21 protein-coding genes are annotated in these 22,013 nt (G+C 50.0%); all 21 read right to left on the reverse strand.

Going from position 1 to position 22,013, the window contains the following annotated elements:
• Window positions 1-7: 7 nt before the first annotated feature.
• Complete coding sequence (locus ACFRAM_RS04405; RefSeq protein ID WP_379464690.1) at window positions 8-1,216, reverse strand: acetate/propionate family kinase; 1,209 nt, start codon at window positions 1,214-1,216, stop codon at window positions 8-10.
• Window positions 1,213-2,085, reverse strand: a complete 873-nt coding sequence (locus ACFRAM_RS04410) for a 3-hydroxyacyl-CoA dehydrogenase family protein (protein WP_066363139.1) — start codon at window positions 2,083-2,085, stop codon at window positions 1,213-1,215. Before ACFRAM_RS04410 ends, ACFRAM_RS04405 begins: the two co-directional genes overlap by 4 nt.
• 133 nt (window positions 2,086-2,218) lie before the next feature.
• Window positions 2,219-3,721: an AAA family ATPase gene (locus ACFRAM_RS04415; RefSeq protein ID WP_379464691.1), complete on the reverse strand. Its 1,503-nt coding sequence runs from the start codon at window positions 3,719-3,721 to the stop codon at window positions 2,219-2,221.
• Entirely contained in the window at window positions 3,714-4,256 is a 543-nt protein-coding gene (locus tag ACFRAM_RS04420; RefSeq protein WP_379464692.1) for a hypothetical protein, read from the reverse strand. Before ACFRAM_RS04420 ends, ACFRAM_RS04415 begins: the two co-directional genes overlap by 8 nt.
• A gap of 1,284 nt (window positions 4,257-5,540) precedes the next feature.
• Window positions 5,541-6,059 (reverse strand): cell wall elongation regulator TseB-like domain-containing protein, encoded by a 519-nt coding sequence (locus tag ACFRAM_RS04425; RefSeq protein ID WP_379464693.1) that lies wholly within the window; start codon window positions 6,057-6,059, stop codon window positions 5,541-5,543.
• Between the two features lie 54 nt (window positions 6,060-6,113).
• On the reverse strand, window positions 6,114-7,415 hold the full coding sequence (locus tag ACFRAM_RS04430) for an amidohydrolase (RefSeq protein ID WP_379464694.1): 1,302 nt from the start codon (window positions 7,413-7,415) through the stop codon (window positions 6,114-6,116).
• On the reverse strand, window positions 7,402-8,055 hold the full coding sequence (locus tag ACFRAM_RS04435) for a redox-sensing transcriptional repressor Rex (RefSeq protein ID WP_379464695.1): 654 nt from the start codon (window positions 8,053-8,055) through the stop codon (window positions 7,402-7,404). Before ACFRAM_RS04435 ends, ACFRAM_RS04430 begins: the two co-directional genes overlap by 14 nt.
• A gap of 415 nt (window positions 8,056-8,470) precedes the next feature.
• Window positions 8,471-11,329 carry an ATP-dependent DNA helicase DinG gene (gene dinG, locus ACFRAM_RS04440; protein WP_379464696.1) on the reverse strand — a complete coding sequence of 953 codons (2,859 nt, stop codon included), beginning with the start codon at window positions 11,327-11,329 and terminating at the stop codon, window positions 8,471-8,473.
• 117 nt (window positions 11,330-11,446) lie between these two features.
• On the reverse strand, window positions 11,447-12,088 hold the full coding sequence (locus ACFRAM_RS04445) for a tetratricopeptide repeat protein (RefSeq protein WP_379464697.1): 642 nt from the start codon (window positions 12,086-12,088) through the stop codon (window positions 11,447-11,449).
• A gap of 122 nt (window positions 12,089-12,210) precedes the next feature.
• Window positions 12,211-12,594, reverse strand: a complete 384-nt coding sequence (gene panD, locus ACFRAM_RS04450) for an aspartate 1-decarboxylase (protein ID WP_379464698.1) — start codon at window positions 12,592-12,594, stop codon at window positions 12,211-12,213.
• Window positions 12,587-13,477 carry a pantoate--beta-alanine ligase gene (gene panC, locus ACFRAM_RS04455; RefSeq protein ID WP_379464699.1) on the reverse strand — a complete coding sequence of 297 codons (891 nt, stop codon included), beginning with the start codon at window positions 13,475-13,477 and terminating at the stop codon, window positions 12,587-12,589. The genes panD and panC overlap by 8 nt, the downstream gene beginning before the upstream one ends.
• Before the next feature lies 1 nt (window position 13,478).
• Window positions 13,479-14,345 (reverse strand): 3-methyl-2-oxobutanoate hydroxymethyltransferase, encoded by an 867-nt coding sequence (gene panB / locus ACFRAM_RS04460; protein WP_066363166.1) that lies wholly within the window; start codon window positions 14,343-14,345, stop codon window positions 13,479-13,481.
• Between the two features lie 312 nt (window positions 14,346-14,657).
• On the reverse strand, window positions 14,658-15,458 hold the full coding sequence (locus ACFRAM_RS04465) for a biotin--[acetyl-CoA-carboxylase] ligase (RefSeq protein WP_379464700.1): 801 nt from the start codon (window positions 15,456-15,458) through the stop codon (window positions 14,658-14,660).
• A complete protein-coding gene (locus ACFRAM_RS04470; protein ID WP_379464701.1) occupies window positions 15,445-16,827 on the reverse strand; it encodes a CCA tRNA nucleotidyltransferase in 1,383 nt (460 codons plus the stop codon). Before ACFRAM_RS04470 ends, ACFRAM_RS04465 begins: the two co-directional genes overlap by 14 nt.
• On the reverse strand, window positions 16,827-17,999 hold the full coding sequence (bshA, locus tag ACFRAM_RS04475) for an N-acetyl-alpha-D-glucosaminyl L-malate synthase BshA (protein ID WP_379464702.1): 1,173 nt from the start codon (window positions 17,997-17,999) through the stop codon (window positions 16,827-16,829). Before bshA ends, ACFRAM_RS04470 begins: the two co-directional genes overlap by 1 nt.
• 56 nt (window positions 18,000-18,055) lie before the next feature.
• Window positions 18,056-19,000, reverse strand: coding sequence for an alpha/beta hydrolase (locus tag ACFRAM_RS04480; RefSeq protein ID WP_379464703.1), 945 nt, complete (start codon window positions 18,998-19,000; stop codon window positions 18,056-18,058).
• Between the two features lie 29 nt (window positions 19,001-19,029).
• Complete coding sequence (gene bshB1 / locus ACFRAM_RS04485) at window positions 19,030-19,749, reverse strand: bacillithiol biosynthesis deacetylase BshB1 (protein ID WP_379464704.1); 720 nt, start codon at window positions 19,747-19,749, stop codon at window positions 19,030-19,032.
• Window positions 19,746-20,168, reverse strand: a complete 423-nt coding sequence (mgsA, locus tag ACFRAM_RS04490; protein ID WP_066363183.1) for a methylglyoxal synthase — start codon at window positions 20,166-20,168, stop codon at window positions 19,746-19,748. Before mgsA ends, bshB1 begins: the two co-directional genes overlap by 4 nt.
• A 17-nt stretch (window positions 20,169-20,185) precedes the next feature.
• Window positions 20,186-20,992 (reverse strand): 4-hydroxy-tetrahydrodipicolinate reductase, encoded by an 807-nt coding sequence (gene dapB / locus ACFRAM_RS04495; protein WP_379464705.1) that lies wholly within the window; start codon window positions 20,990-20,992, stop codon window positions 20,186-20,188.
• A 34-nt stretch (window positions 20,993-21,026) separates the two neighbouring features.
• Window positions 21,027-21,548: a tetratricopeptide repeat protein gene (locus ACFRAM_RS04500; protein ID WP_379464706.1), complete on the reverse strand. Its 522-nt coding sequence runs from the start codon at window positions 21,546-21,548 to the stop codon at window positions 21,027-21,029.
• 61 nt (window positions 21,549-21,609) lie between these two features.
• Complete coding sequence (locus ACFRAM_RS04505; RefSeq protein WP_066363194.1) at window positions 21,610-21,939, reverse strand: nucleotide pyrophosphohydrolase; 330 nt, start codon at window positions 21,937-21,939, stop codon at window positions 21,610-21,612.
• Window positions 21,940-22,013: the final 74 nt, after the last annotated feature.

A 22,013-nucleotide genomic window follows, 5' to 3' on the forward strand; every position in this document is an offset into this window, starting at 1 on the left:
CTCTAATTTAGCCGTTAATTCCTTGCACAATACGGTGTGTATCGCGTGCGATGACAAGCTCTTCGTTTGTCGGCACTACGAGCACCTGTACCTTGGAATCAGCCGTCGAGATGCGGCGCGGATCGCCGGAGCGGACTTTATTGGCTTCAGCATCCAGTTCAATTCCAAGGAACGTCAAGTTATTAAGCACTCTTTCGCGAAGCAACGAAGCGTTCTCGCCGACACCGGCTGTGAACACAATCGCGTCTACACCGTTCATAGCAGCTGCGTAAGAACCGATGTATTTGCGCAGACGGTATTCGTACATTTCAAAAGCAAGCGTAGAGTTAGGCTCACCTTTCTCCGCACCGTCAATAATATCGCGCATATCGCTGCTGACGCCCGAAATCGCAAGCAATCCACTGTGCTTGTTAAGCATCGAATTCACTTCGCCTACAGACAGCTCTTCCTTGTTCATTACATATGGAACAATAGCAGGGTCAAGATCACCGCTGCGTGTACCCATCATCAGGCCTTCCAGCGGAGTCATCCCCATGGAAGTATCAACAGACACACCGCCTTGAACAGCCGTTACGCTCGCACCGTTACCGATGTGGCAAGTAATAATTTTGAGGTCCTCAAGCGGACGATCCAAATACTCGGCAGCAGCTTTGCTCACGAAATCATGGGATGTACCGTGGGCACCGTAACGGCGAACCTTGTATTTGTTATACAACACTCTTGGAATAGCATACATATAGGCCTTCTCAGGCATAGTTTGATGGAACGCAGTATCGAAGACAACAACCTGTGGCACGCCCGGCATATTCGTCTCGGAAGCGGAAATCCCCATCATTGCAGCAGGGTTATGCAGTGGCGCCAGGTCGAACAACTGACGAATTTTCGTTTTAGCATCGGCATCTACCAGCGCGGAAGCTTTGAAGTATTCGCCCCCGTGTACCACGCGGTGTCCAACAGCATTGATTTCTTTAATGGACTCGATTACGCCGTGTTCCTTGTCAGTAAGGATGGCAAGGACTTTACGAATCGCTGTATTATGTTCCAGGATTTCGCTGACTTCTGTCACTTCCTGCTTGCCAGTCGGCTTGTGATTCAGAATGGAGGAATCCATCCCGATCCGTTCTACCAGACCTTTTGCCAAAACAGATTCATCAGTCATGTTGTACAGTTGGTATTTCAGAGAAGAACTCCCCGAGTTAATTACTAGAATATTCATATACGGTCACCATCCTTGTCGTACTTGAAGAAGCCTTCGCCCGATTTCATGCCCAGTTGTCCCGCACGCACCATCTTTTTCAAAATGGTCGATGGACGGTATTTCAGTTCGCCGTATTCGCGGAACATCCGCTCGAGCGCAGCCTGCACCGAATCCAGGCCAAACCGGTCAGCCATTTCCAGTGGTCCATATTGGAACTGGTAGCCAATCCGCATAGCATCATCAATATCCTGAGGAGAAGCGACACCTTCTTGCAATACGTGCATAGCTTCGTTGATAAGCAAACAAATGAGGCGTGAAGTTACAAATCCCGGGGATTCATAAATCATTACGCCCTTCTTCTCTACAACCTCGTCTACAAAAGCTTTTGTATCTTCGAATGTTTTGTCCGATGTTTTCAGACCGCGTACAATTTCGACCAGATCCACTTTCGCTACAGGGTATATAAAATGCATGCCAATGACGCGTTCCGGGTACATTGTTGAGCTGGCAAGTTCAGTCAAGCTGAGTGTGGAAGTATTACTCGCCAGGATAATGTGGCTCGGACACACTTGGTCAAGCTGATGAAATACTTTTTGTTTGGCTTCCAGATCTTCAATGATTGTCTCAATAACCATATCACAGGAACTGAGCTCTGCAAAATGTGTCACTTTTTGGATGCGGCCGAGAATCAGCTTCTTCTCTGCCTGGGTGATGGCCCATTTCTCCAGTTGTTTGTCGAGACTGGTTTCGATCATATCATAGGAATAATCCAGTCTTTCTTCTGTTTTCTCCACCAGCATTACATCCAAGCCCTTGGCAGCGAGCATTTCTGCGATGCCTTGTCCCATCGTACCGCCGCCGATGACACCGATTTTCTTAAAATTCATAAAAAAGTCTCCATCCTTTCAGGTATCTATACCTTAGTATTGTACCTTGTCTGTCGTAAAGATTTAAATAGCCCGACATATAATGATATCTTAGCATGCCTGAAAAGTAAAAAAAAATAACCGGCATAAATAATTATGCCGGTAAAAGGACGCTGTCACGAAATTGACAACGAAATTGCTCTCCAGAAAGGACTTCTTCTTTCATTAAAATGTCAAGAGAGTAATCAAATACATTCCGTTGATTCTCCAGCATTTCACGCGTACGAAGCATAAGCTCGTCCAGTATTTTACTATTTTCCTTCATTAGCTCTTCTGTGGTAACCATATCCAGATTGGCAATCCCCAGAGAGGTAAGTCCGGACTTCATCATCGTTTCGACAATACTCAACGCCTGGTCGAAGTCTCCCCTCGAACCGGTACTGCGTCCGCCATAGAAAATCTCCTCGGAAGCGGCTCCGCCTAGTGCGATCATGATCTGATCCTCCAGATAGTCCTTGGTATACAGATACTGTTCCTCTTGCGGATTATGCCGTACATAACCGAGTGCCTGCCCCCGTGGGGTAAGGGTAACCTGGCTGACACTGCCCGGGCGCAGCAGTTCGGCCATGATCGCATGTCCCAGCTCATGAATAGCCACGCGTTTCTTCTCTTCCAGATTAGTCTCGCGGTCTGTCTTCTCACCCATCATCACCTTGTCGATGGCCATGGACAAATGACGATGCTCCACCTCTGTCAGATTTTCACGCATCATGTAGATGGCCGCTTCGTTCATCACACTTTCGAGTTGAGCACCAGAGAACCCATAAGCTTCCTCGGCGATTTTATCAAGACTCACTTCAGCGCTCAGCGGCTTGTTCTTGGCATGTAGAGCCAGAATCGATCTGCGGCCCTTGATATCAGGCATATCCACCTGGATATGCCGGTCGAACCGGCCTGGGCGCAGCAACGCCGAATCTAGCATTTCCTTGCGGTTCGTAGCAGCCACCAGGAGAATGCGCGGAGTCTCATTGTTATAGATACCGTCCATTTCCGTGAGCAACTGATTCAGTGTCTGGTCATATTCACGCTGCTGCCCGCCTTCACGCTTACCGCCAATAACGTCAATTTCGTCGATAAAAATAATCGCGCTCTGCTTGTTCTCCTTCACAGCCCGAGCACGGGCGTCGCGGAACAAATCACGGATACGCCCTGCACCTACCCCGACATACATTTCAACAAACTCACTGCCGGAGGCGGCAACGAATACTGAATTCGTATAGTGTGCAGCTGCTTTAGCCATCAGTGTCTTCCCGGTTCCCGGAGGACCGGTCAGCAGGATGCCCTTGAGTGGGCGAATCCCGAACTTGCTGATCTCTTCGTGACGAATCAGAAAATCCAGTGCTTCACGCAGCTCCTGCTTGGCATTATCCTGGCCGCCGATTTCTTCAAAAGTCAGCTTGGACGGCCCGTCCTTCTTGCGCTTCTTCTCCGCTCCGGCACCAACAGCGATCCCGCCACGCATATGTGCTATCAGCAGCAGCGCACCGATCATGCCAGCCGCAATAATGACCGGAAAAATATTAATTCCAACAAACACCATAAAAATTAACACCACAGGAATAAATCCTACCAGTACTTCTTTAGTCCATTTAGGCATTGTTCCAAACCCCCATCTTGGCCGGCTTGCGCGGCAGAATAATGAATTTGCTATCTTTGCCGCTGCTCAGGCTTACATAGACATTGCTATCGTCAATCTCTGTCGTTGCAACAACACCCTTGTATTCCGTATGACTCTCCTTCAATCCGTCAAGCGTCGACGGAATCAATGTATATTTACCGCTCTCCATGGCTTCTGCCACTGAGAACATTGCTTTATTCCAATAATCATCCAGCATTGCGCTGGAGTGCTGATCGACATCAAGCTTCAATGTGCGGCCGTTGATAGCCGATTTGCCTTCGGTCGAAACATATTGAACCAGTTCACGCATTTTCGTGCCCGGCTTAAGATCGAGTTTCAAAGTCACCTGATCGCGGTTAATAGTAATCTGAGACTTGTTGACACCTTCATAGCCAGCCACTATCTTTTGGAGCGGTTCCTGAATCACAAATTCACGATAGAGAAACCATCCACCAAATAACAAGGCAGCTGTCAACAGTGACGTTAGCAGTACAGGTACAAGACGCAGTTTCAAGAAACGTCCTCCTCTCGATGATTACAACAAGTATATGAATACGTCCCGGTATGCGATGATCCCTATGATCAGGGATTCAATTCGGCATGCCCTCTTGAATACAAATAGTAGTATATCACAGGTGTATATACGAAAACGAAAAAAAGTGTGAATATATTTAAAATTTTTGATTCTAATTTTTACAGATTTATCTAACCTTTTTTATTATTTATCGACAAAGCTCGCCCCAGAACTTAGTTCTGGGGCTTATTTTGATAAAAATATCTACCCGTAAATCTGACATCTGCATCTATACGAATTATCGATGATATACTAATAGATATAATTACAGCGACTAATTTGATATACGATAATCAATACGAAATTATATATTTTATAAACAAAAGAAAGTAACAAAAGAAAGTAACAAAAGAAAATAAAAAAATCAGCAAAAGAAATTAGCAAAAGAAATTAACAAAAGAAATTAACAAAAGAAATTAACAAAAACTAAGAGGAGCAAAGGGGAAGTTTGGAACTGTAGGAGTATCTGTAGGAGTATCTGTAGGAGTATCTGTAGGAGTATCTGTAGGAGCGGAGCGTTCGCCTGAAAGCTTACATAAGAATGGTTCGGCGGGAATGATTTTTACGTGGGAATGATTTACGTGGAAATGATTTCGCGGGAACGGTTCCATGAATATATTTACAAATGTAAACATCCACCCAGAACTTCACTTTCCACACTAGGTAATGCATTATAATTATCTTTCATCGGCTCTCACTGGCTGTCGCCTATTTCAACCGATATTCCCCCACACCAATCGTTTTAACAGCGAGAAAAATAGTCCATCTCCCTAATTAACAGCATTTTTGTACCTTATTTTTCTTGAATATAAAGAAATGAGGAAAATAAGGGCATTATTGTATCTTATTTTTCGAAAAAGCATCGCTGGACGAGTATTCTGGAAGATTTAAGGTACAATATTGCACTTAATTCCTATTAACTCTTAGCTGCAGAGAATTTAAGGTACAAAAATGCCGTTAATTCACTACGGGGATTCTTATTATAGACTTTCTTTTGTCCTGGCCTAGTTTGTTATTTTAATACGTTCCAAATAGATCAATGAATTCTCGTAAAAATCGTCGTTAAGCAATCTCGTTATTGATACTCATCAGACAACATATAGAAACCCTAATCTAAACGCAAACAAGCGAAACCGCCATCCGGTTCGCTTGTTTGTTTTTTCTTAAATCACACTTAACTTCCCCTTACTTTTATCCGTAAAGAAAGCCCAATGAGGTTCAGTCTCAGCGCTTCGGCAAACTGAAACGCCCTCCGATAGGCATTCCGTCAGAAAAGCGGTAGAACTGATAATAATAACGATCTCCTTGTTCATAAAAAAGCTGCCAGGCATATTCCCCGTTATACACACCCGGGAGCAGCCTTTGAATCTTAATATCCGGAAGCTGTGCGCTGATGATGGACCTGATTTTAGCCTCCGATGTGCCCTTGCTCAGTTCTTCGCTGAATACCACATTGTCGCCCTCAGCAACTTTACCGTCCGTTGTAAAGCGAACCCACACCATGAGCTCGGTACCCGCCTCATTTTTCCCTGTCAGCACCCAATACACCGAGTTTTCATCCCAGACCGATTTCTGGGCCTTCTCCATTAGAGTCAAGCCCGCACGGCTCTTGGCAACTTCCTTTGCTGCATCCCGTTCTTTCCATTGGTCTTTCATGATAAAGGCGTAGAACTGAATTAGGCCGAGCAGCAAGAGCAGAAACACTGCCACTCCTATCAGGATCCATTTTTTCCTCTTTTTCAAGTTACAGCTTCCTTTCTACTTGTTCCGCGGCGGTGATGCCTATTCCTCGCCTGTCTACCGCTTCAACAGACCTTCAAAAGTTTCCTGTGCCTTGCGTCGGATAGCCTCTTCATCCAACGTTAGGCACTCCCCGTTCTTCACAATCTGCTTTCCGTTCACCCAGACATGGAGCACGTCTTTAGCGCTGGCAGAATATACCGCATGTGAGAGCAGATCCGTATGCGGCAGGAGGTGCGGCTGGTCGATATCAATGGCAATAAAATCAGCCTTCATGCCGGGAGCAAGTCGGCCCACACTATCCAGGAAAAGTGACTTCGCACCGTACTCCGTAGCCATCAGCATGGCTTCTGAAGCCGGAACAGCTGTGGGATCACCGCTGAATCCTTTATGGATAAGAGCTGCCAGACGCATCTCTTCAAACAAGTCCAGATTGTTGTTGCTGGCTGCACTATCCGTGCCAAGCGATACGGTGACACCTGCATTCAGCAGGTCGATAACCCGGGCAATGCCGCTAGCCAGCTTCAGGTTGCTCCCAGGGTTATGGGAGACCCCGACATGGTGACGGGCCAGAATCCCGATCTCCTCGTCATTCAAATGCACACCATGCGCGACTAAAGATGGTCGTGTAAACATGCCCAGCTTTTCCAAGTGTTCGACAGGGCGCAGTCCGTATTCCTCTACGTTCTGCTCCACTTCCCGCTTTGTCTCCGACATATGCGTATGCAGCGGCAGATCCAGGTCATGGGACGCCTGTACGAACTTGACGAAAAACTCCGGCGGGCAAGTATAAGGAGAATGCGGGGACAGCATCGTTGTAATTCTGCCGTCTGCCTTGCCATTCCAGTCGCGAGCGAACCGGACAGCATCAGCCAGCTTCACATCCTGTACCTCCGGCGGACATAGACCGATAACGCCGCGTGTCAGAACCCCGCGCATGCCGGACTGCTCCGTAATCTCAGCTACCCGGTCCATTTTGTCATACATGTCCAAAAAGGTCGTCGTGCCGCCCTTCATCATTTCAAGTATGGATAACGAGCTTCCCCAGTAGATATCATCCGGGGTAAACTTGCCCTCCATCGGCCACATTTTCTCCTGCATCCAGACCTGAAGAGTCCGGTCATCACCATAGCCGCGCAGCAGCGACATCGCCGCATGACCATGGGTATTCACCAGACCAGGCATGAACAGCAGACGGCTGCCATCGATCACTTGCAGCTCTTCTTCAAGGCACGGCTCTTCTTCGCCTATGTATGTGATGAGATCATTCTCAATGATCATACAGCCGTTCAACACAGACAGAGGAGACCCAGGCACAAGAAACTTCCCGTTACGGATAAGAATCTTACTGCTGCTCATGCCCAATCTCCTCCTTTCCATCTTGCAAATAATAAGCCAGGCTCTGCAAATCCGTTGTGAAGTCGGCCGCATGAACACGGATATGCGCTGGCGTTTTTAGAATTACAGGTGCAAAGTTCAAAATCGCTTCAATACCGGATTCCACCAGGATATCAGCTACATTCTGCGCTTCGGTATCCGGTACAGTAATAATGCCGATACGGATGCCCTGCTCACGGATAGTGCTGCCCAGATCCTTCATGGGTTGTACAATGAGTGAGTTGATTTTCTGACCTACCTTGGGATCATAGGAATCAAAAATAGCGGTTATTTTCATCGTGTCCTTCAAGTAAGCATTGTAGTTGGACAAGGCATGTCCAAGATTACCGGCGCCTACCAGAGCCACGTTAATTTGCTGATCCAGTTTCAGGATATGGCGGATCTTCTCAATGAGATAAGATACATCATAACCGATACCTTTACGGCCGAAGTCGCCAAAATAAGCCAGATCCTTACGGATCTGGGCGGGGTTAAGATCCAGCTTCTGACCAAGTTCTTGAGAAGAAACTGTCGAGATTTCACGTTTTTGGAGATCGTTGAGGAATCGCAGGTATACAGGAAGTCTGCGTACCACCGCCTCCGAGATTTTATCCGATTTCATGTTTTCTCCTCCTAGATTAAGTGAAATAAAGATTCAAACAGAAGACAAAGCGTTACTCTGGTGAAGTTAGGGCTATAAGTCGCAAATCCATCTTCCCCTATATCGGCTTTCTTAAACCAGTGAAAAATAGCTCTGTTTCCCCAACTAACAGTATTTCCGCACCTTATTTTTCTAGATAAATACTTAAAAAGGATAATAAGAGCATTATTGTATCTTATTTTTCAAAAAAGCACCCCGAAAGCGTATTACGGAAGATTTAAGGTACATTATTGCTCTTAATTTAAGTACACCCTTAACTTCAGACTTATTAGGGTACAAAAATGCCGTTAATTACACTTCGGAGATCATTAATGTGTTCTATATAGATTAATCCGATTGTTGAAAATAACGCATTACACGAGGAATGAAAGGGGCATTATTTGCCCCCTTCCTCCAGCCATTCTGCAATTCGGGGAACCATTTGCTCGGTCTTCATATGCTCCATCTTGGGACCGGGCAGCGAATACAGAAAATATTTACCGTAATAGGATTCAATCACCCTGGTATCATAAACAATAACGATCCCCCGGTCTTGTGCCGTCCGAACGAGACGGCCGAAGCCCTGCTTGAAGCGGATAACCGCCTGCGGCACGGAGAGCTTCATGAACGGGTTCTTCTTCTGCGCCTGTAGCAGCTCAGCCTTAGCCTCCGCGAGCGGATGATTCGGCGGCTGAAACGGCAGTCTGACGATGGCCAGGCAGGTTAGGGCCTCGCCCGGAATGTCTACGCCCTCCCAGAAGCTGCTTGTACCAAGCAGCACAGAAGCGTTGCTGTCCTGGAAACGGCGGATCAGCTTGCTACGGCTTCCACCTTCGACTCCCTGGCCCAGTACACTGATATCCTGTGAAGCCAGAGCTTCCTTCAGGGGATCATAGACCTGGCGCAGCATACGGTAAGAAGTGAACAGCACCAGCATCCGTCCGCGTGTGATTACCGCAGCCTCCGCCAGTGATTGCACCAGCGTGTCCACAAAGCGGGCATCGCCTATGCTGCCCTTAACGCTCGGGAAGTCGCGCGGAATGACCAGCAGGGCCTGTTCACGGTACTTGAACGGAGAAGGCAGCAGCGAGGTCATCAGACGCCCCTGCTCCGCTGCCTCGCCGAGCCCCAGATTGTCAATCATGAATTGGAATGATTTATCGACCGACAATGTGGCCGAGGTCAGCACGATGCTGTTCTTCTTGTCGAAGAACAGCTCCTTAAGCTGGGCACTGACATCGACAGGCACCGCATAGAGTTGCAGGGACTTGCTGCGATAATTAGTGCTGGCTTCCAGCCAATAGACAACATTCACGTCGTTCAGATTCATAAAGAAGCGCACCTGTTCGCGAATGGCGCCCAAATCCTTAAAGAGACCCCCAAGATCGGTCACCAGACTGTCCGAGCTGGACTGACCATCCTGTTCACGCATCTCGCTCAGCATCTTCTCACCCTTACGGATGACTTCGCTGAGGCTCAGGTGCATTGTATTCTCTAATGCCGCCAGCTCTTCCCAGTCCTTCGGCTTGCTTCCCGGCTGGAGACGAAGCACAAGCTGTCCCGCTTCCCCTGCGGCCGCATCGCTGCGCTCCGGCAGGAGAGTGTACAGCCTCTCGCTTAATACATCCCATGTCTCCTTCACCGTAAGCAAGTCCGGATAAAGCCTGTCAATGATGACACTCCATTCGGAAGCCTGCTCGCTACCGGAAGTTTGCAGAATCTGACGCAAGGCCGGAAGCTGTCCGTTACGGCTGTCCTTGTAGAGTCTACCCAGAGTATGTGACACCGTAAAATGCTTCATGTGCATGCCGAGATGCTTCCCGGCTACATCCTCCAGATGATGGGCCTCATCAATAACCAGATGCTCATAGGCTGGCAACAATTGATGTCCAGCCTTCACATCTGCAAACAGCTTGGAATGGTTCGTAATTACCACGTCCGCAATACCGGCCTCATGCTTGGCCCGGTGGTAATAGCACTTGCGGAACCAAGGGCAAGCACGGCCCAGGCACGAATCGGTGTCGCTTGCTACCGTCTCCCAGAAATCCCCGCCGCGTCCGCCGAGGTTCAGCTCCTCGTCATCCCCGGATTCACTCTGAGTCAGCCACACGATCATCTGCGCGGCAATGATGGCATCTTCCCTCGGACTCGTAAAGTCCCTTTTATTTATTTTATGTTCAAATTTGCGCAGACACAAATAGTGCCCTCTTCCCTTGAAGATAGCAGCCTTGAACGGAAATGGTACAACTTCGGTCAGCAGCGGAATATCGCGCTCCCGGAGCTGGTCTTGCAGATTAATGGTATGAGTGCTGACCATGACCTTTTGCTCGCTGCGAACGCTCTGATAAATTGCCGGAAGCAGATAACCCAGCGACTTGCCGGTTCCCGTCCCTGCCTCAATCAGCAGGTGCTTGTCCTCGGAAAGTGCGGTTATAACCTCGCTAAACATAATATCCTGGGCTTCCCGGCTTTCATAATGGGGTAACTTGTCCTTGAGCCGTTGTCTAATCTCATCCATATAATCAGAGAAAGATAATGAATGCAGTGGATTAGCACCATGCTGATCCCTTGGAGGCTCCAGCTCTGTCCAGTCGCCTACCTTGAGGGCAAGCTGCCGGTAAAATGTTAAATCGCTCTCCGGCTGGAAAGTCTCCATCTCCCGTTCCCGCAGCAGCCCGTCGAAATACCAGCCAAGATCGCTGTCTTCTGCGGCGAATAACTCGCTGAGCCGCTGTATTGTTAGAAGCGGCAGGCTGTATAGCTCCTCCAGACATTGGAGCAGCACGAGCGCGGTAGCCAAAGCATCGCTGTCGGCCTGATGCGGCCGTTCATGCGTAATGCCGAAATGGCTGCTGACGGCACCTAGCTGATAAGTCGTCAGCGAAGGAAAGCAAATTTTCAGAAAATCGATCGTATCCAGAATACGGCCTTGAAACGGCAAATATCCGCATCGATCCAATGCATTTTGTAAAAAATGGAAGTCAAAGGCCACATTATGCCCTACCAGAACGACATCGTCCAGTAAAGGCACTAGCTCCATCATCATCTCATCCAGCTCTGGCGCATCCGCCACGTCGCTGTCGGTTATGCCTGTCAAGCCCGTAATAAAAGGAGGAATCGGCGCTCCGGGCTTGACAAAGGAACCATATACCCGGGAAATGGACCGGTCTTCTTCTATAATGGCAAGACCCACCTGGATGATTTCACCCACCGATTGGGTTCCCGTTGTTTCAAAATCAAGCACGGCAAATTTCATTGTAAGTTCTATTCCCTTTCACTTGAGACTCTTAATCAGCATAACAGAAGTTGCGAAAAAAGGCGATGCACCCCGCTGTCAACAGTGGAGGCATCGCTTCTGTGGCAAGACTGATGGTTATAAAAGCGAGACAAGCTGGCTGCCATACTGGAGTTGTCCCCCACGCTTACGGCACACTTCCAGATTCACAGTTGGTTCCGGCAGGGCCGGATCATGCTGAAGAGACAAATCGAACAACTCCTGCGCTTCAGGGAAGCGCTCCTGAGAAGCTCGGATACAGCCCATAGCATTATAGATCATCGCTTTGAGCTTGCGTTCCCGAACGAGATTCAGCATATGGTTCAGATGAACCCATGCGGCTTCGCCTTCCCCTTCCTGCAGATAAGCCATGGCAAGATACAGTCGGGCGGCGAGGCTGTCCGGGTACTCCTGAACGACGCCCTTAAACTGTTCGATACACTGCGGGTACATCAGCAGCTTATAATAGCCCTGACCTCTGACGAAGGACTCCATGGACAGCTCTGGCGCCTCCTGCTGAGCGGCAGGCTCCAGAGGCTCATCCGGCACTTCCAGGTTGTCACGGAAATGGCTGAGCTTCTCCGCGAAGACCAGCCATTCATCCATGACATGATCGCTGATCCGGTGTAACAAATTGTACTTGCATAAAAGCTCTTCCCGGCGGGCACCCTGCGCTTTAGGATAGTCAGTGACGACCTCCTGTAGCATCTGGTTCATTTCAGCAAATAAATGTTGAAACATGACTTCATCCCACCCTTACTGAAAATGGTATCAGTTCAGTTCAGTTCAGCTTGCCTGACTTCATTTTTCGCAAGGTGAGGGTCTTTCATGCCTGCCATTGATTACATGCCCGTCAGAAACGGTCAGACGATGGTCGCGTGGATCTCATGATCGGCGAGTTTGACCGGCTTGTTCAGCTCATCTACAAAAACTACAGTCGGTTTGTGGCCCTGAAGCTCCTCTTGAGAAAGCATCGCATAAGAAATAATAATCACTGTATCGCCAGGCTGCACCAGCCGGGCTGCCGCACCATTGAGACAAATCACACCGCTGCCGCGCGGACCGGGAATGACATAAGTCTCCAGACGAGACCCGTTGTTGTTGTCCACGATCTGCACCTTTTCATTCTCCAGCAAGTCTGCGGCTTCCATCAAATCTTCATCAATGGTAATACTGCCCACATAATTCAAATTAGCTTCCGTCACTGTTGCCCGGTGGATTTTGGATTTCATCATATGTCTAAACAATTGCAGCTACCTCCTTAGGAGTAAACACAATATTGTCGATCAGGCGGGTTTTACCGAATTTGACGGCCAGTGCCATAATGATCTCACCATCTGCCTGTGCCAAAACAGAATCGTCAGCTAGTGGCTCAAGATCTGGAAAAGTCAAAATTTCCGCATAATCTATCACCGCAAGTGGTGAAGAAGAAATGATCGAGGCCAGTAATTGTCTGATTTCCTCGGCCGTCTTGGCTGATCCTTCTTCAACAGCTTCGCGTGCCGCCCGCAGGGAACGTGACAGTACAAGTGCTTGAAGTCGTTCTTCCTCCGACAGATACACATTGCGGGAACTGAGCGCCAAACCATCCGCTTCACGAACGATAGGACAGGCTATAATCTGCACATTCATATTCAGGTCAGACACCATTTGGCGGAGAACGGCTACTTGCTGAGCATCCTTCAGACCGAAAAAGGCATAATCAGGCTGCACCATATTAAACAGCTTGGAGACCACGGTAGTGACACCGTCAAAGTGTCCCGGGCGCGAAGCCCCACACAGCACGTTGGTCAGTGAAGAGACGGACACTCCTGTACGAATAGGACGCGGATACATCTCTTCCACAGACGGGATAAATACGATATCTGCACCTTCACGCTCCGCAAGCTCCAGATCCCGGGCTTCGTCACGGGGATATGAAGCAAAATCCTCATTTGGCCCAAATTGCAGCGGGTTGACAAATATACTCATAACCACCGTACCGGACATTTCCGTAGCCCGGCGCAGCAAGCTGGCATGTCCGTCATGCAAGTAACCCATGGTCGGCACAAAACCAATCGGTGTATGACCGCCGCCACGCATATATTCCAGCGCTTCGCGCAATTGTTCTACTGTTCTGACCACTCTCATCTTATTTCGCTCCTTTTGACGCGGTGCCATACAAGGACTCTAGAACCGTCTCATCCGCTTTGAAAATATGGCTCTCATCAGGGAAGGCGCGCTGCTTGACTTCCTGCACATATTGAGTGATCCCTTCGCGGATTTGTGTACCGATATCGGCATAGGTTTTAACAAAACGCTTTTCACGGTAAGGGGAGGCATAACGCAGTACATCATGATATACCAAAACCTGCCCGTCAGTATAACGTCCAGCTCCGATACCGATAGTTGGAATGCTAATAGCCCGTGAAATGGCCTCCGCCACTTCCTCAGTCACCAGCTCCAGCACTACGGCAAAAGCGCCTGCAGCCTCTAGTGCCTTGGCCTCATCCATCAACCGCTGCGCGTCCGCCGGGTCCTTACCCTGAATCCGGTAACCGCCAATGGTATTCACGGACTGCGGAGTCAAGCCGATATGTCCAAGTACGGGTACACCAGCAGACACAATTTGCTTAACGGTCTCACAGATCTCGACGCCGCCCTCCACTTTAACCGCATGGGCACGTCCCTCCTGCATCAGTCTGCGCACCCCGCGGAGACTTTCGTCAATACTGCCATGGTAGGTCATAAAAGGCATATCCGCCACAATAAACGTATTATGTGCTCCGCGGACTACGGAACGTGTGTGGTATACCATATCATCCAATGTGACCGGAAGGGTCGTATCATAGCCCAACACCACATTGCCCAGCGAATCGCCAACAAGGATGATGTCGATGCCGGCCTCTTCGGCCAGACGGGCTGAAGGGTAATCATATGCAGTAATCATAGTTAGCGGAATACCGTCCGCCTTCATTTTTTTCATTTTCACAATGTTCAATGCCTGTTTGTCTGCCATTGCTCCTCATTCCCCTTTTCCTGAGTAGATAGCGCGTAAACGCGCAAATAAAAAACCCTTTAGCATAAGTCCGCTAAAAAGGTCCGAAGGGCAAAAAAGAGTCACTCGCGATCGTCCCTTCTGTCTCGGTCCTTACGGCTCAGAGCAGAATCCAACGTAACCGTTCATTACAGTTATGAAGGTGAATCCAAGAAACACATGATCTATTCCGGAGTGCAGTTCGCTTAAATTCCGATACCGCCTCTGTCCATAGTATAACAAATGATTGCCGCAAATACACGAAAAAAATGTGACAAGTCATGGTACAAAGTCTCAAATAAGCTCGATTTCACCAGAGGATACGCTGTGAATTTGTCCCGATCGGTCCATCAGCAGTAAGCCACCATTATCATCCAGACCTGTCGCAAGACCCTCCATTCGCCCTTGTGGAGTATTTCGGGCCACTTGACGGCCTAGCGTAACCGACATGGCTTCCCATAGTCGAGCAACCGGGGAAAAACCGTGCTCCAAATAAAAGGCATACAGACTGTCCAGCTCGGTCAGTACGGCTCCGGCCAGAACCGAACGGTCAACAGAAGCCCCTCCCCGTTCAATCAGCAGCGAGGTACCCACTCCGTTCAGAAAATCCGGGTAATCCTCTTCCGCAAGATTAACGGAAATGCCAATACCGGCAATGCAATAGGCCAGCTCATTCTCATAACAGGATGACTCCAGCAGAATCCCGCATATTTTACGGTCTCCGGCGAGTAGATCATTTGGCCATTTGATTCCGACATCCACGCCAGACACGCGCCGAATAGCCCGGCAGACCGCTACGCCCGCCATCAGCGTGAGCTGCGGGGTAGACAACAGCGGAAGACTCGGCCGAAGCACCACACTCATCCAGATGCCCTTGCCGAACGGGGAATGCCATTTCTTACCTTGCCGGCCTCTGCCACCCGTCTGTTCCTCTGCAATGACGGTAGTGCCTTCGGGAGCACCGTTCTCGGCTAGCCGCTTGGCTTCCTCCTGGGTTGACCCTACAGTCGTCAGCATATGTACATGTCCGCCCCAACGGGAAGCCGAAGCTTCCTGTTGTAATCCGGACAACGATAACAATTCAATGTTGCTCATGTCCTACCATCCTTTTTGCTTCCAGTAACAATTCTTCTGGTTGATTACGCAGGTCACCGGTTGCTGCCCCCTGAAGAAGGTCTTGCAGCAGCCTCCCTACCCATGGCCCCGGCCGTTGTTCCAAGGCCGCGGCCAGATCGTTGCCGGTCACCGCGAGACCGGCAAGTGCCTGCACCGGCATCTGCGCCATCCACTGGCGCGCGATGGCCGGGAAGTCCTGGCCTTCCCCAGTACGGGGAAGGCCAGCGGCTGTGGCAGCATCCGCAGGCGCTGCCACAAGGAAGGCGGCGTGGTCTGCGCCGCCGCCCGGTGCGCTCCCCGCTGCTGCAGGGAGCGCCTCCAGCAGCGCCAGCCAGCCTTCGGCGGCGGCGCTGCCATGGGCCAGCACGGCGGCGATCCATTGCCGCCGCAGGGCCTCCACAGCGCCCGGGTCCCCCGCGGGCGCTGCTTCAAGGGCTGAGGTCCAGGCTTCGCGGACCCGCAGCACCCGGACGACGGCGGTGCGCGTCGTCCCAGGGAACGTCCATGCCCGCAGCAGACTGTCGGCCTCTGTGGCCGACACGCCTAGGGCATGCAGGAGCAGCGCCCAGCGCAGATGGGCACCCTCAAGTTCCCCGATCCCGGCCGTCAGGGCGGCGGCTACCGCCAGATCGGCATCGGTCCAGGGGAACGGGGCCTTGCCGCGCGGCAATAGCCCGCTACGGGCCAGCATGCCGAGGCCGCGCAGGGGATGCGGCCCCTCTACGATGCGCTCCAGCTCTGCGCGGAGCCGCTCCACAGCAATATGCGCCAGCTTATCCCGCTGGCGCAGCAGCCCGCGCCACGTGTTCTTGGCGACGGAGAAATCCAGCACGGACGCGAAACGCACGCAGCGCAGCATCCGCAACGCATCTTCTGCAAAGCGCTCCTCCGCGTCCCCTACACATCTTACGGTCCGGCGGCTCACATCCTCCGCACCGCCAAAAGGATCCGTCAGCACACCATCTGCTCCACAGCAGATGGCATTCATCGTAAAGTCGCGGCGTCTTAAGTCTTCCTTTACATCCCGGACAAAAACCACCTGTTCCGGACGGCGATGATCGGCATAGCCGCTTTCTGTCCGGTAGGTCGTCACCTCATAGGCATGACCGCCCTCAAGAACAGTTACGGTTCCATGCTGAAGTCCAGTAGGGACTGTCCGCGGAAAAAGCGCCACCACTTCCTGCGGGAGCGCCGAAGTGGTGATATCCATATCATGGACCGGACGGCCCATCAGCTCATCGCGGACACAGCCCCCGACCCAAAATGCCTCATGGCCGTTCTCCATCAGCTTGTCTATCACATTCTCTGCAGCTTCCGCCATGCCGGCAGGCGCCATCTTCCATTCCATTAGAAGCTCCTAACTCCCGAACCATAACCCAGTTCCGGCACCTTGCGGTCAAGTACCCGGTAATAAATGGATTCATATTGATCCGTGATCGTATTATTGCAGAAATCCTCACAGGCCCGATGCAGACAGGCTGCTCTGAATTCCTCAATCATGACCTCATTGGACAACAGCTTAACGGCATATTCTGCCATCGTCTTCGTGTCGCCGATCGGGGCCAAAAAGCCTGTTTTGCCATGCTGAATCAATTCCGGTATGCCCCCAGCCTGAGAACCAATGGTCGGAACACCGCAGGCCATCGCCTCCAGCGCGACAAGACCAAAGCTCTCCTTCTCGGAAGGAAGAAGCAACAGATCAGCCAAAGAGATCACTTGAGCGATTTCATCTTGCTTTCCGAGGAAACGAACCTTGTCGTCAAGACCCATCTCACTGATTTTAGCCTGAATCTTCGGCAGATCCGGCCCTTCGCCGACCAGCAGGAGCTTGGAAGGAATCTTCTGGCTGACCCGGGCGAATACATCCACTACATCTCCGACACGTTTGACTGGACGGAAGTTAGAGATGTGCATGAGGATTTTCTCATCAGGTTTGGCAAAATCGCCGCGCAAATCCGTTACATCCCGCGGATAGTAAACACGCTTGTCTACAAAATTGTAGGTAAGATCAATATCGCGTGTGATATCAAGGACCTTACGCGTTTCTTTTATCAAGTCCTGCGATACGGCGGTGACCGCATCACTTTCATTAATACCGAGCCGGATCAAATCCTTCAGCGACTCATCCTGACCCAGCACCGTAATATCCGTACCATGCAGAGTCGTTACAACTTTCATATCATTGTTCAGCATTTGTTTGGCGAGAAATGCACAAACCGCATGCGGAACTGCATAATGGACATGCAGAATGTCCAGATTTTGCATTTTAGCAACCTGAGCCATCTTATTAGCTAGTGCCAGATCATAAGGCGGGTAACGGAACACATAATAATCGTTGACCTCAACCTCATGGTAAAATATATTTTTCTGAAACGTTCCGAGCCGGAACGGGATACTGTGGGTAATAAAGTGGACCTCATGGCCTTTTTCAGCCAGCAGCTTGCCCAGTTCAGTTGCCACTACGCCCGAGCCGCCCAGAGACGGATAACAAGTAATGCCTATCTTTAACAACCGGTCCATCTTTCCGTCCCCTTCTTGTCTAATGTTTGGTAACTTCTTATATAAAGTTGAGTTGTTTACTCATTTTCTAATGCTTGCAAGAAAGCAAGCACCGCATCTTTCATTTGCTCCATGCCTGGAGATTCGAGCGGGAAATGCCCGGCTCCCTCCAAAATCACACATTTTTTACTAACCCTAAGTTTATTATAAAAGGGTTCGCTAAGTGAAATCGGCGTCATTCGATCCTCCTGTGGATGAACCAATAGGACTGGACAGACCTCAAAATGCTCAGGTCTAACGGACAGCTTCATATCCAGAAAGGTTCGTAACAGGCGTAATGGAACCTTGGTGCCTGCCGCCCCTGAATCATTCATAATTAGTTGGTTTAACTCGCTATTATTAGAAATGAAATGCATGCGTGAAACATGGTTCACAGATATTTTCAAGGAATCCAATACCATTGGAAATGAGTCCAACATCAATTTGCCGAATCGGCTGATCAACTTGTTAGGAGCCAGCTGATCACGAACCTCACTCCGGCTGGTGTCAACAAATGTCGTTGCTATCAGGCCTTTTACTTTTTTATTGTGCGCAGCCGCATGATATGACAGCATACCGCCAATGCTGCTGCCGAGCAGAACAATAGGTCGTTCATCCCGCTCCAGCTCCCGGTCAATCAAATCCGAGATCAGCTGGATCCAGATCTGGTAGTCAATAGAATGAAAAGAATGCGCACGGCTTAGTCCGTAAGGAGGCAGGTCGGGTGACACCACTTCGTATCCGCTGTTCTGCAGCATTTTGGCATAGGGCGCAAGCATCCTGCCATTACCGCCTGCTCCATGAACTGAAATGATCTTCAGTTTGGAGCTTGTCACAGGCATACGATCTATATGAATAGTTCCCTTGTCCCATTCCCACCATTCTTCGGACGGAAGATCCACTGCTTTTAGCTGAATTTCTTCAGGAAAGAACTTCTGGTATTGCCGCCAATATAAATCACTTTCATTATAAGATGGCGGCAATTCCCTTAGAAGTGCCCTGTCGCGCCTCGTCACGATGACTGCTGCGAACCATTCCCGGCAGTGAACATTTCCACAGCATAAGGTACTTTTGTCGCGAACCCTTCCGCATAAGGAATGAGTCTGCGCTGTCCAAGCAGCATGTCTCTCGACCGGACACGTTCGATATAACCCTCAGTCAGGGGAGTGGATACAGCGTCCTCTCCTTCCGGCTTGGTGAACTGGGAGCGGTAGCAGGATAGCGCCTGCTCCTTCACCCCGTATTGTTCTGTTACATCGACGATCAAATCGGTCCGGCCCAGATCATTGATGAAGTAAAAATACAGCTGCGGCGCGGCGACCGCAGGCTTGTCCGGCATATATTTACGCAGCTTGGCGTTAAAAACCGCTTCCTCTACAAGCTTGGAGCAGGCAATATGATCGGGATGGCGGTCTTCCCAGTACGGCGCGAATACAATATCAGGCGCGTACTTGCGAATCTCAGCGGTAACCGCAGCCACGTGTTCTTCAGTAATATGAAGACCTCTGTCAGGCAGCCCCAGATTACTCCGGACGGTAACGCCAAGCACGTCAGCCGCACGCTGCGCTTCGGTCTTGCGAAGCTCAACTGTACCGTTGGAGGACATCTCAGCGGCCGTCAGATCACACAAACCTACCTTCAGGCCAGCAGCTGTATGCTTGGCAATCGTTCCCCCCATACCGATTTCAGCATCGTCTGCATGAGCGCCGAATATGAGAATATCCAGCTTCATTCGTCTACCCCCGGTTTATATTTATGTACCAGCTCACGCCAGGCAAAATCCCCCCGGTCAATCGCCTTGACCAGAATTTCCGCGGTAGCGATATTCGTAGCCACCGGTATGCCATATACGTCACAAAGACGGAGTAGCGCCGTAATATCCGGCTCATGCGGCTGCGCCATCAGCGGGTCGCGCAAGAAAATAATGAGATCCAGCTCATCCTGAGCCACCATGGACCCGATTTGCTGATCTCCTCCGAGAGGGCCACTCATGTAGCGGTGAATGACTAGCTCTGTGACATCCATAATCCGCTGACCTGTAGTTCCCGTTGAAAATAATTCATGCCCTTTAAAAACATGCTCATACGCCGTCACAAAGTTAACCATCTCATCCTTTTTGCGGTCATGCGCAATAAATGCGATTCTCATCATGGTGTACTCTCTCCCGTCTAATCTATAAAATGCTCAAATCCGTAGATCATTCCTGTATATTCCATTACCTTCTGTATCCCGATCTTGACTCCTGGCATATAACCCGCACGTTCATAGGAATCATGACGGATCTTCAGGGATTGCCCGAAATCGCCGAATATCACTTCTTCCTGGGCGAAAATGCCCGGCAGACGAACACTGTGAATACGGAAGCCGTTGTAATAACCGCCACGCGAGCCTTCAATTATCTCTTCTTCCAGCGGATTGCCCTGGCGAAGCTCTTGCCTCACTTCAGAGATCATTTCGGCCGTCTTAATGGCAGTACCGGATGGTGCATCCAGCTTCTGGTCTCCATGGTACTCGATAATCTCCAGATTAGGGAAGTACTTGGAGGCCTGTGCAGCAAATTTCATGAGCAGAATGGCTCCAATAGAGAAGTTCGGCGCGATCAAACCGCCAATCCCCTGATCCTTACACTGCTTGTCCAGCTCGGCGATTTGTTCCGGAGTAAATCCGGTTGTACCAATTACAGGACGAACGCCATATTTAACAGCCAGCGCGGTATGCGGATAAGCCGCTTTCGGGTTCGTAAAGTCTACAAGCACATCCGCGTTGCTGCTGGCAAGCGCAGTCTCCAAGTCACTCACCACTACGATGCCAGCTTCCTCCAACCCGGCTAGACGGCCTGCATCGCTTTCAGCTGAGGACCGGTCTACCGCAGCAGCCAGTTCCAGTTCTTCATCCTGAAGAACCAGCTTCAATACTTCCTTACCCATTCTTCCGCCTGCACCTGCTACAATTACTCTGATTTTCTTACTGCTCATATCAAATTCATCCTCGCTTTCGCTGGTTCTGTAGTTATTGCATATAAGTCTGCAATGATTTCTGTAGGTCCTTCATCAATTGCCGTAATCCGGCATCATCCGGATGCAAGGAAATAACTTCTTTCAAGGCGGAGATCGCCTGTACATGCTCATTCATCCGGCTATGCGCAATGGCCAGCCATACATAAGCGTCACCATATAAAGGATCCAGCGTGACCGCTTCTTTTAATAATGTAATGGGGTGATACGGGTTGAGAGTACCTGCCTCTTCATCTTCCAGCAATCGTTTGGCTTCGTTGACAAGCCTCATTGCCTGCAAATGCTGCAGGTGGAGATTATATTCCGGCTTGCTGCCGTCCAGCTTCACTGCGACAAGGGCGTGCTCGACCGCTTTATCCAATTTGCCACTACGCGCATAAGTAATGGAACAACGGTATCGAACCTCCGCATCGCAAGGGCTGGCGGTAATCGCCTTCTCGAAGCAGGATACGGCCTCCGCAAAATCACTGCGCAAAATGGCACGGTAAGCATCTTTGATATAATCAGTATTACTCATATATGCACCATCCTCACGGCTTCAAGTGCCGGTCGTTTGGTACAGCATATGATACATTTGCCTAATCGGTGTTTTTCTTGGTCCAACGGTCGGCATCACGCGTATTGAACTTGTGCATGACCTTGTCATGAGCCTCTGTGAGATCAATGCCAAGTGAATTGGCAAAACAAATGGTGATAAACAAGATGTCCCCGAGCTCTAGCTCGATAGAATTGTCCGCTTCATCCGCCTTCTTCGGCTTTTCGCCGAATTGATGGTTCACCTCGCGGGCCAGTTCGCCGACTTCCTCGGACATTCGGGCCAACATCGCCAGCGGGCTGAAGTAACCTTCCTTAAACTGCGAGATATATGCATCTACTTCACGCTGAATTTCATTCAGACTTTTTTCCATAAAATGTTCCTTCGCCCCCTGTTGCATCTTGCCTATTGTTTGCCCCTATGTTATCGTAAAGACGTTTTGAAGAC

Origin of the sequence: Paenibacillus sp. NPDC056722 (assembly GCF_042790635.1) — a bacterium.
Classification (GTDB): Bacteria; Bacillota; Bacilli; order Paenibacillales; family Paenibacillaceae; genus Paenibacillus_AQ; species Paenibacillus_AQ agri.

Bases quoted from the DNA above. Each gene is read 5' to 3' on its own strand.
- panB (WP_066363166.1), bottom strand. From the start codon at position 14,345: ATGGCAGACAAACAGGCATTGAACATTGTGAAAATGAAAAAAATGAAG.
- ACFRAM_RS04445 (WP_379464697.1), bottom strand. From the start codon at position 12,088: ATGTTTCAACATTTATTTGCTGAAATGAACCAGATGCTACAGGAGGTC.
- ACFRAM_RS04500 (WP_379464706.1), bottom strand. From the start codon at position 21,548: ATGAGTAATACTGATTATATCAAAGATGCTTACCGTGCCATTTTGCGC.
- ACFRAM_RS04410 (WP_066363139.1), bottom strand. From the start codon at position 2,085: ATGAATTTTAAGAAAATCGGTGTCATCGGCGGCGGTACGATGGGACAA.
- ACFRAM_RS04505 (WP_066363194.1), bottom strand. From the start codon at position 21,939: ATGGAAAAAAGTCTGAATGAAATTCAGCGTGAAGTAGATGCATATATC.
- ACFRAM_RS04470 (WP_379464701.1), bottom strand. From the start codon at position 16,827: ATGGAATGGAAGATGGCGCCTGCCGGCATGGCGGAAGCTGCAGAGAAT.
- ACFRAM_RS04465 (WP_379464700.1), bottom strand. From the start codon at position 15,458: ATGAGCAACATTGAATTGTTATCGTTGTCCGGATTACAACAGGAAGCT.
- ACFRAM_RS04430 (WP_379464694.1), bottom strand. From the start codon at position 7,415: ATGAGCAGCAGTAAGATTCTTATCCGTAACGGGAAGTTTCTTGTGCCT.
- dinG (WP_379464696.1), bottom strand. From the start codon at position 11,329: ATGAAATTTGCCGTGCTTGATTTTGAAACAACGGGAACCCAATCGGTG.
- ACFRAM_RS04405 (WP_379464690.1), bottom strand. From the start codon at position 1,216: ATGAATATTCTAGTAATTAACTCGGGGAGTTCTTCTCTGAAATACCAA.
- bshA (WP_379464702.1), bottom strand. From the start codon at position 17,999: ATGGACCGGTTGTTAAAGATAGGCATTACTTGTTATCCGTCTCTGGGC.
- bshB1 (WP_379464704.1), bottom strand. From the start codon at position 19,749: ATGAAGCTGGATATTCTCATATTCGGCGCTCATGCAGACGATGCTGAA.
- ACFRAM_RS04415 (WP_379464691.1), bottom strand. From the start codon at position 3,721: ATGCCTAAATGGACTAAAGAAGTACTGGTAGGATTTATTCCTGTGGTG.
- ACFRAM_RS04435 (WP_379464695.1), bottom strand. From the start codon at position 8,055: ATGAAATCGGATAAAATCTCGGAGGCGGTGGTACGCAGACTTCCTGTA.
- panC (WP_379464699.1), bottom strand. From the start codon at position 13,477: ATGAGAGTGGTCAGAACAGTAGAACAATTGCGCGAAGCGCTGGAATAT.
- dapB (WP_379464705.1), bottom strand. From the start codon at position 20,992: ATGAGCAGTAAGAAAATCAGAGTAATTGTAGCAGGTGCAGGCGGAAGA.
- mgsA (WP_066363183.1), bottom strand. From the start codon at position 20,168: ATGATGAGAATCGCATTTATTGCGCATGACCGCAAAAAGGATGAGATG.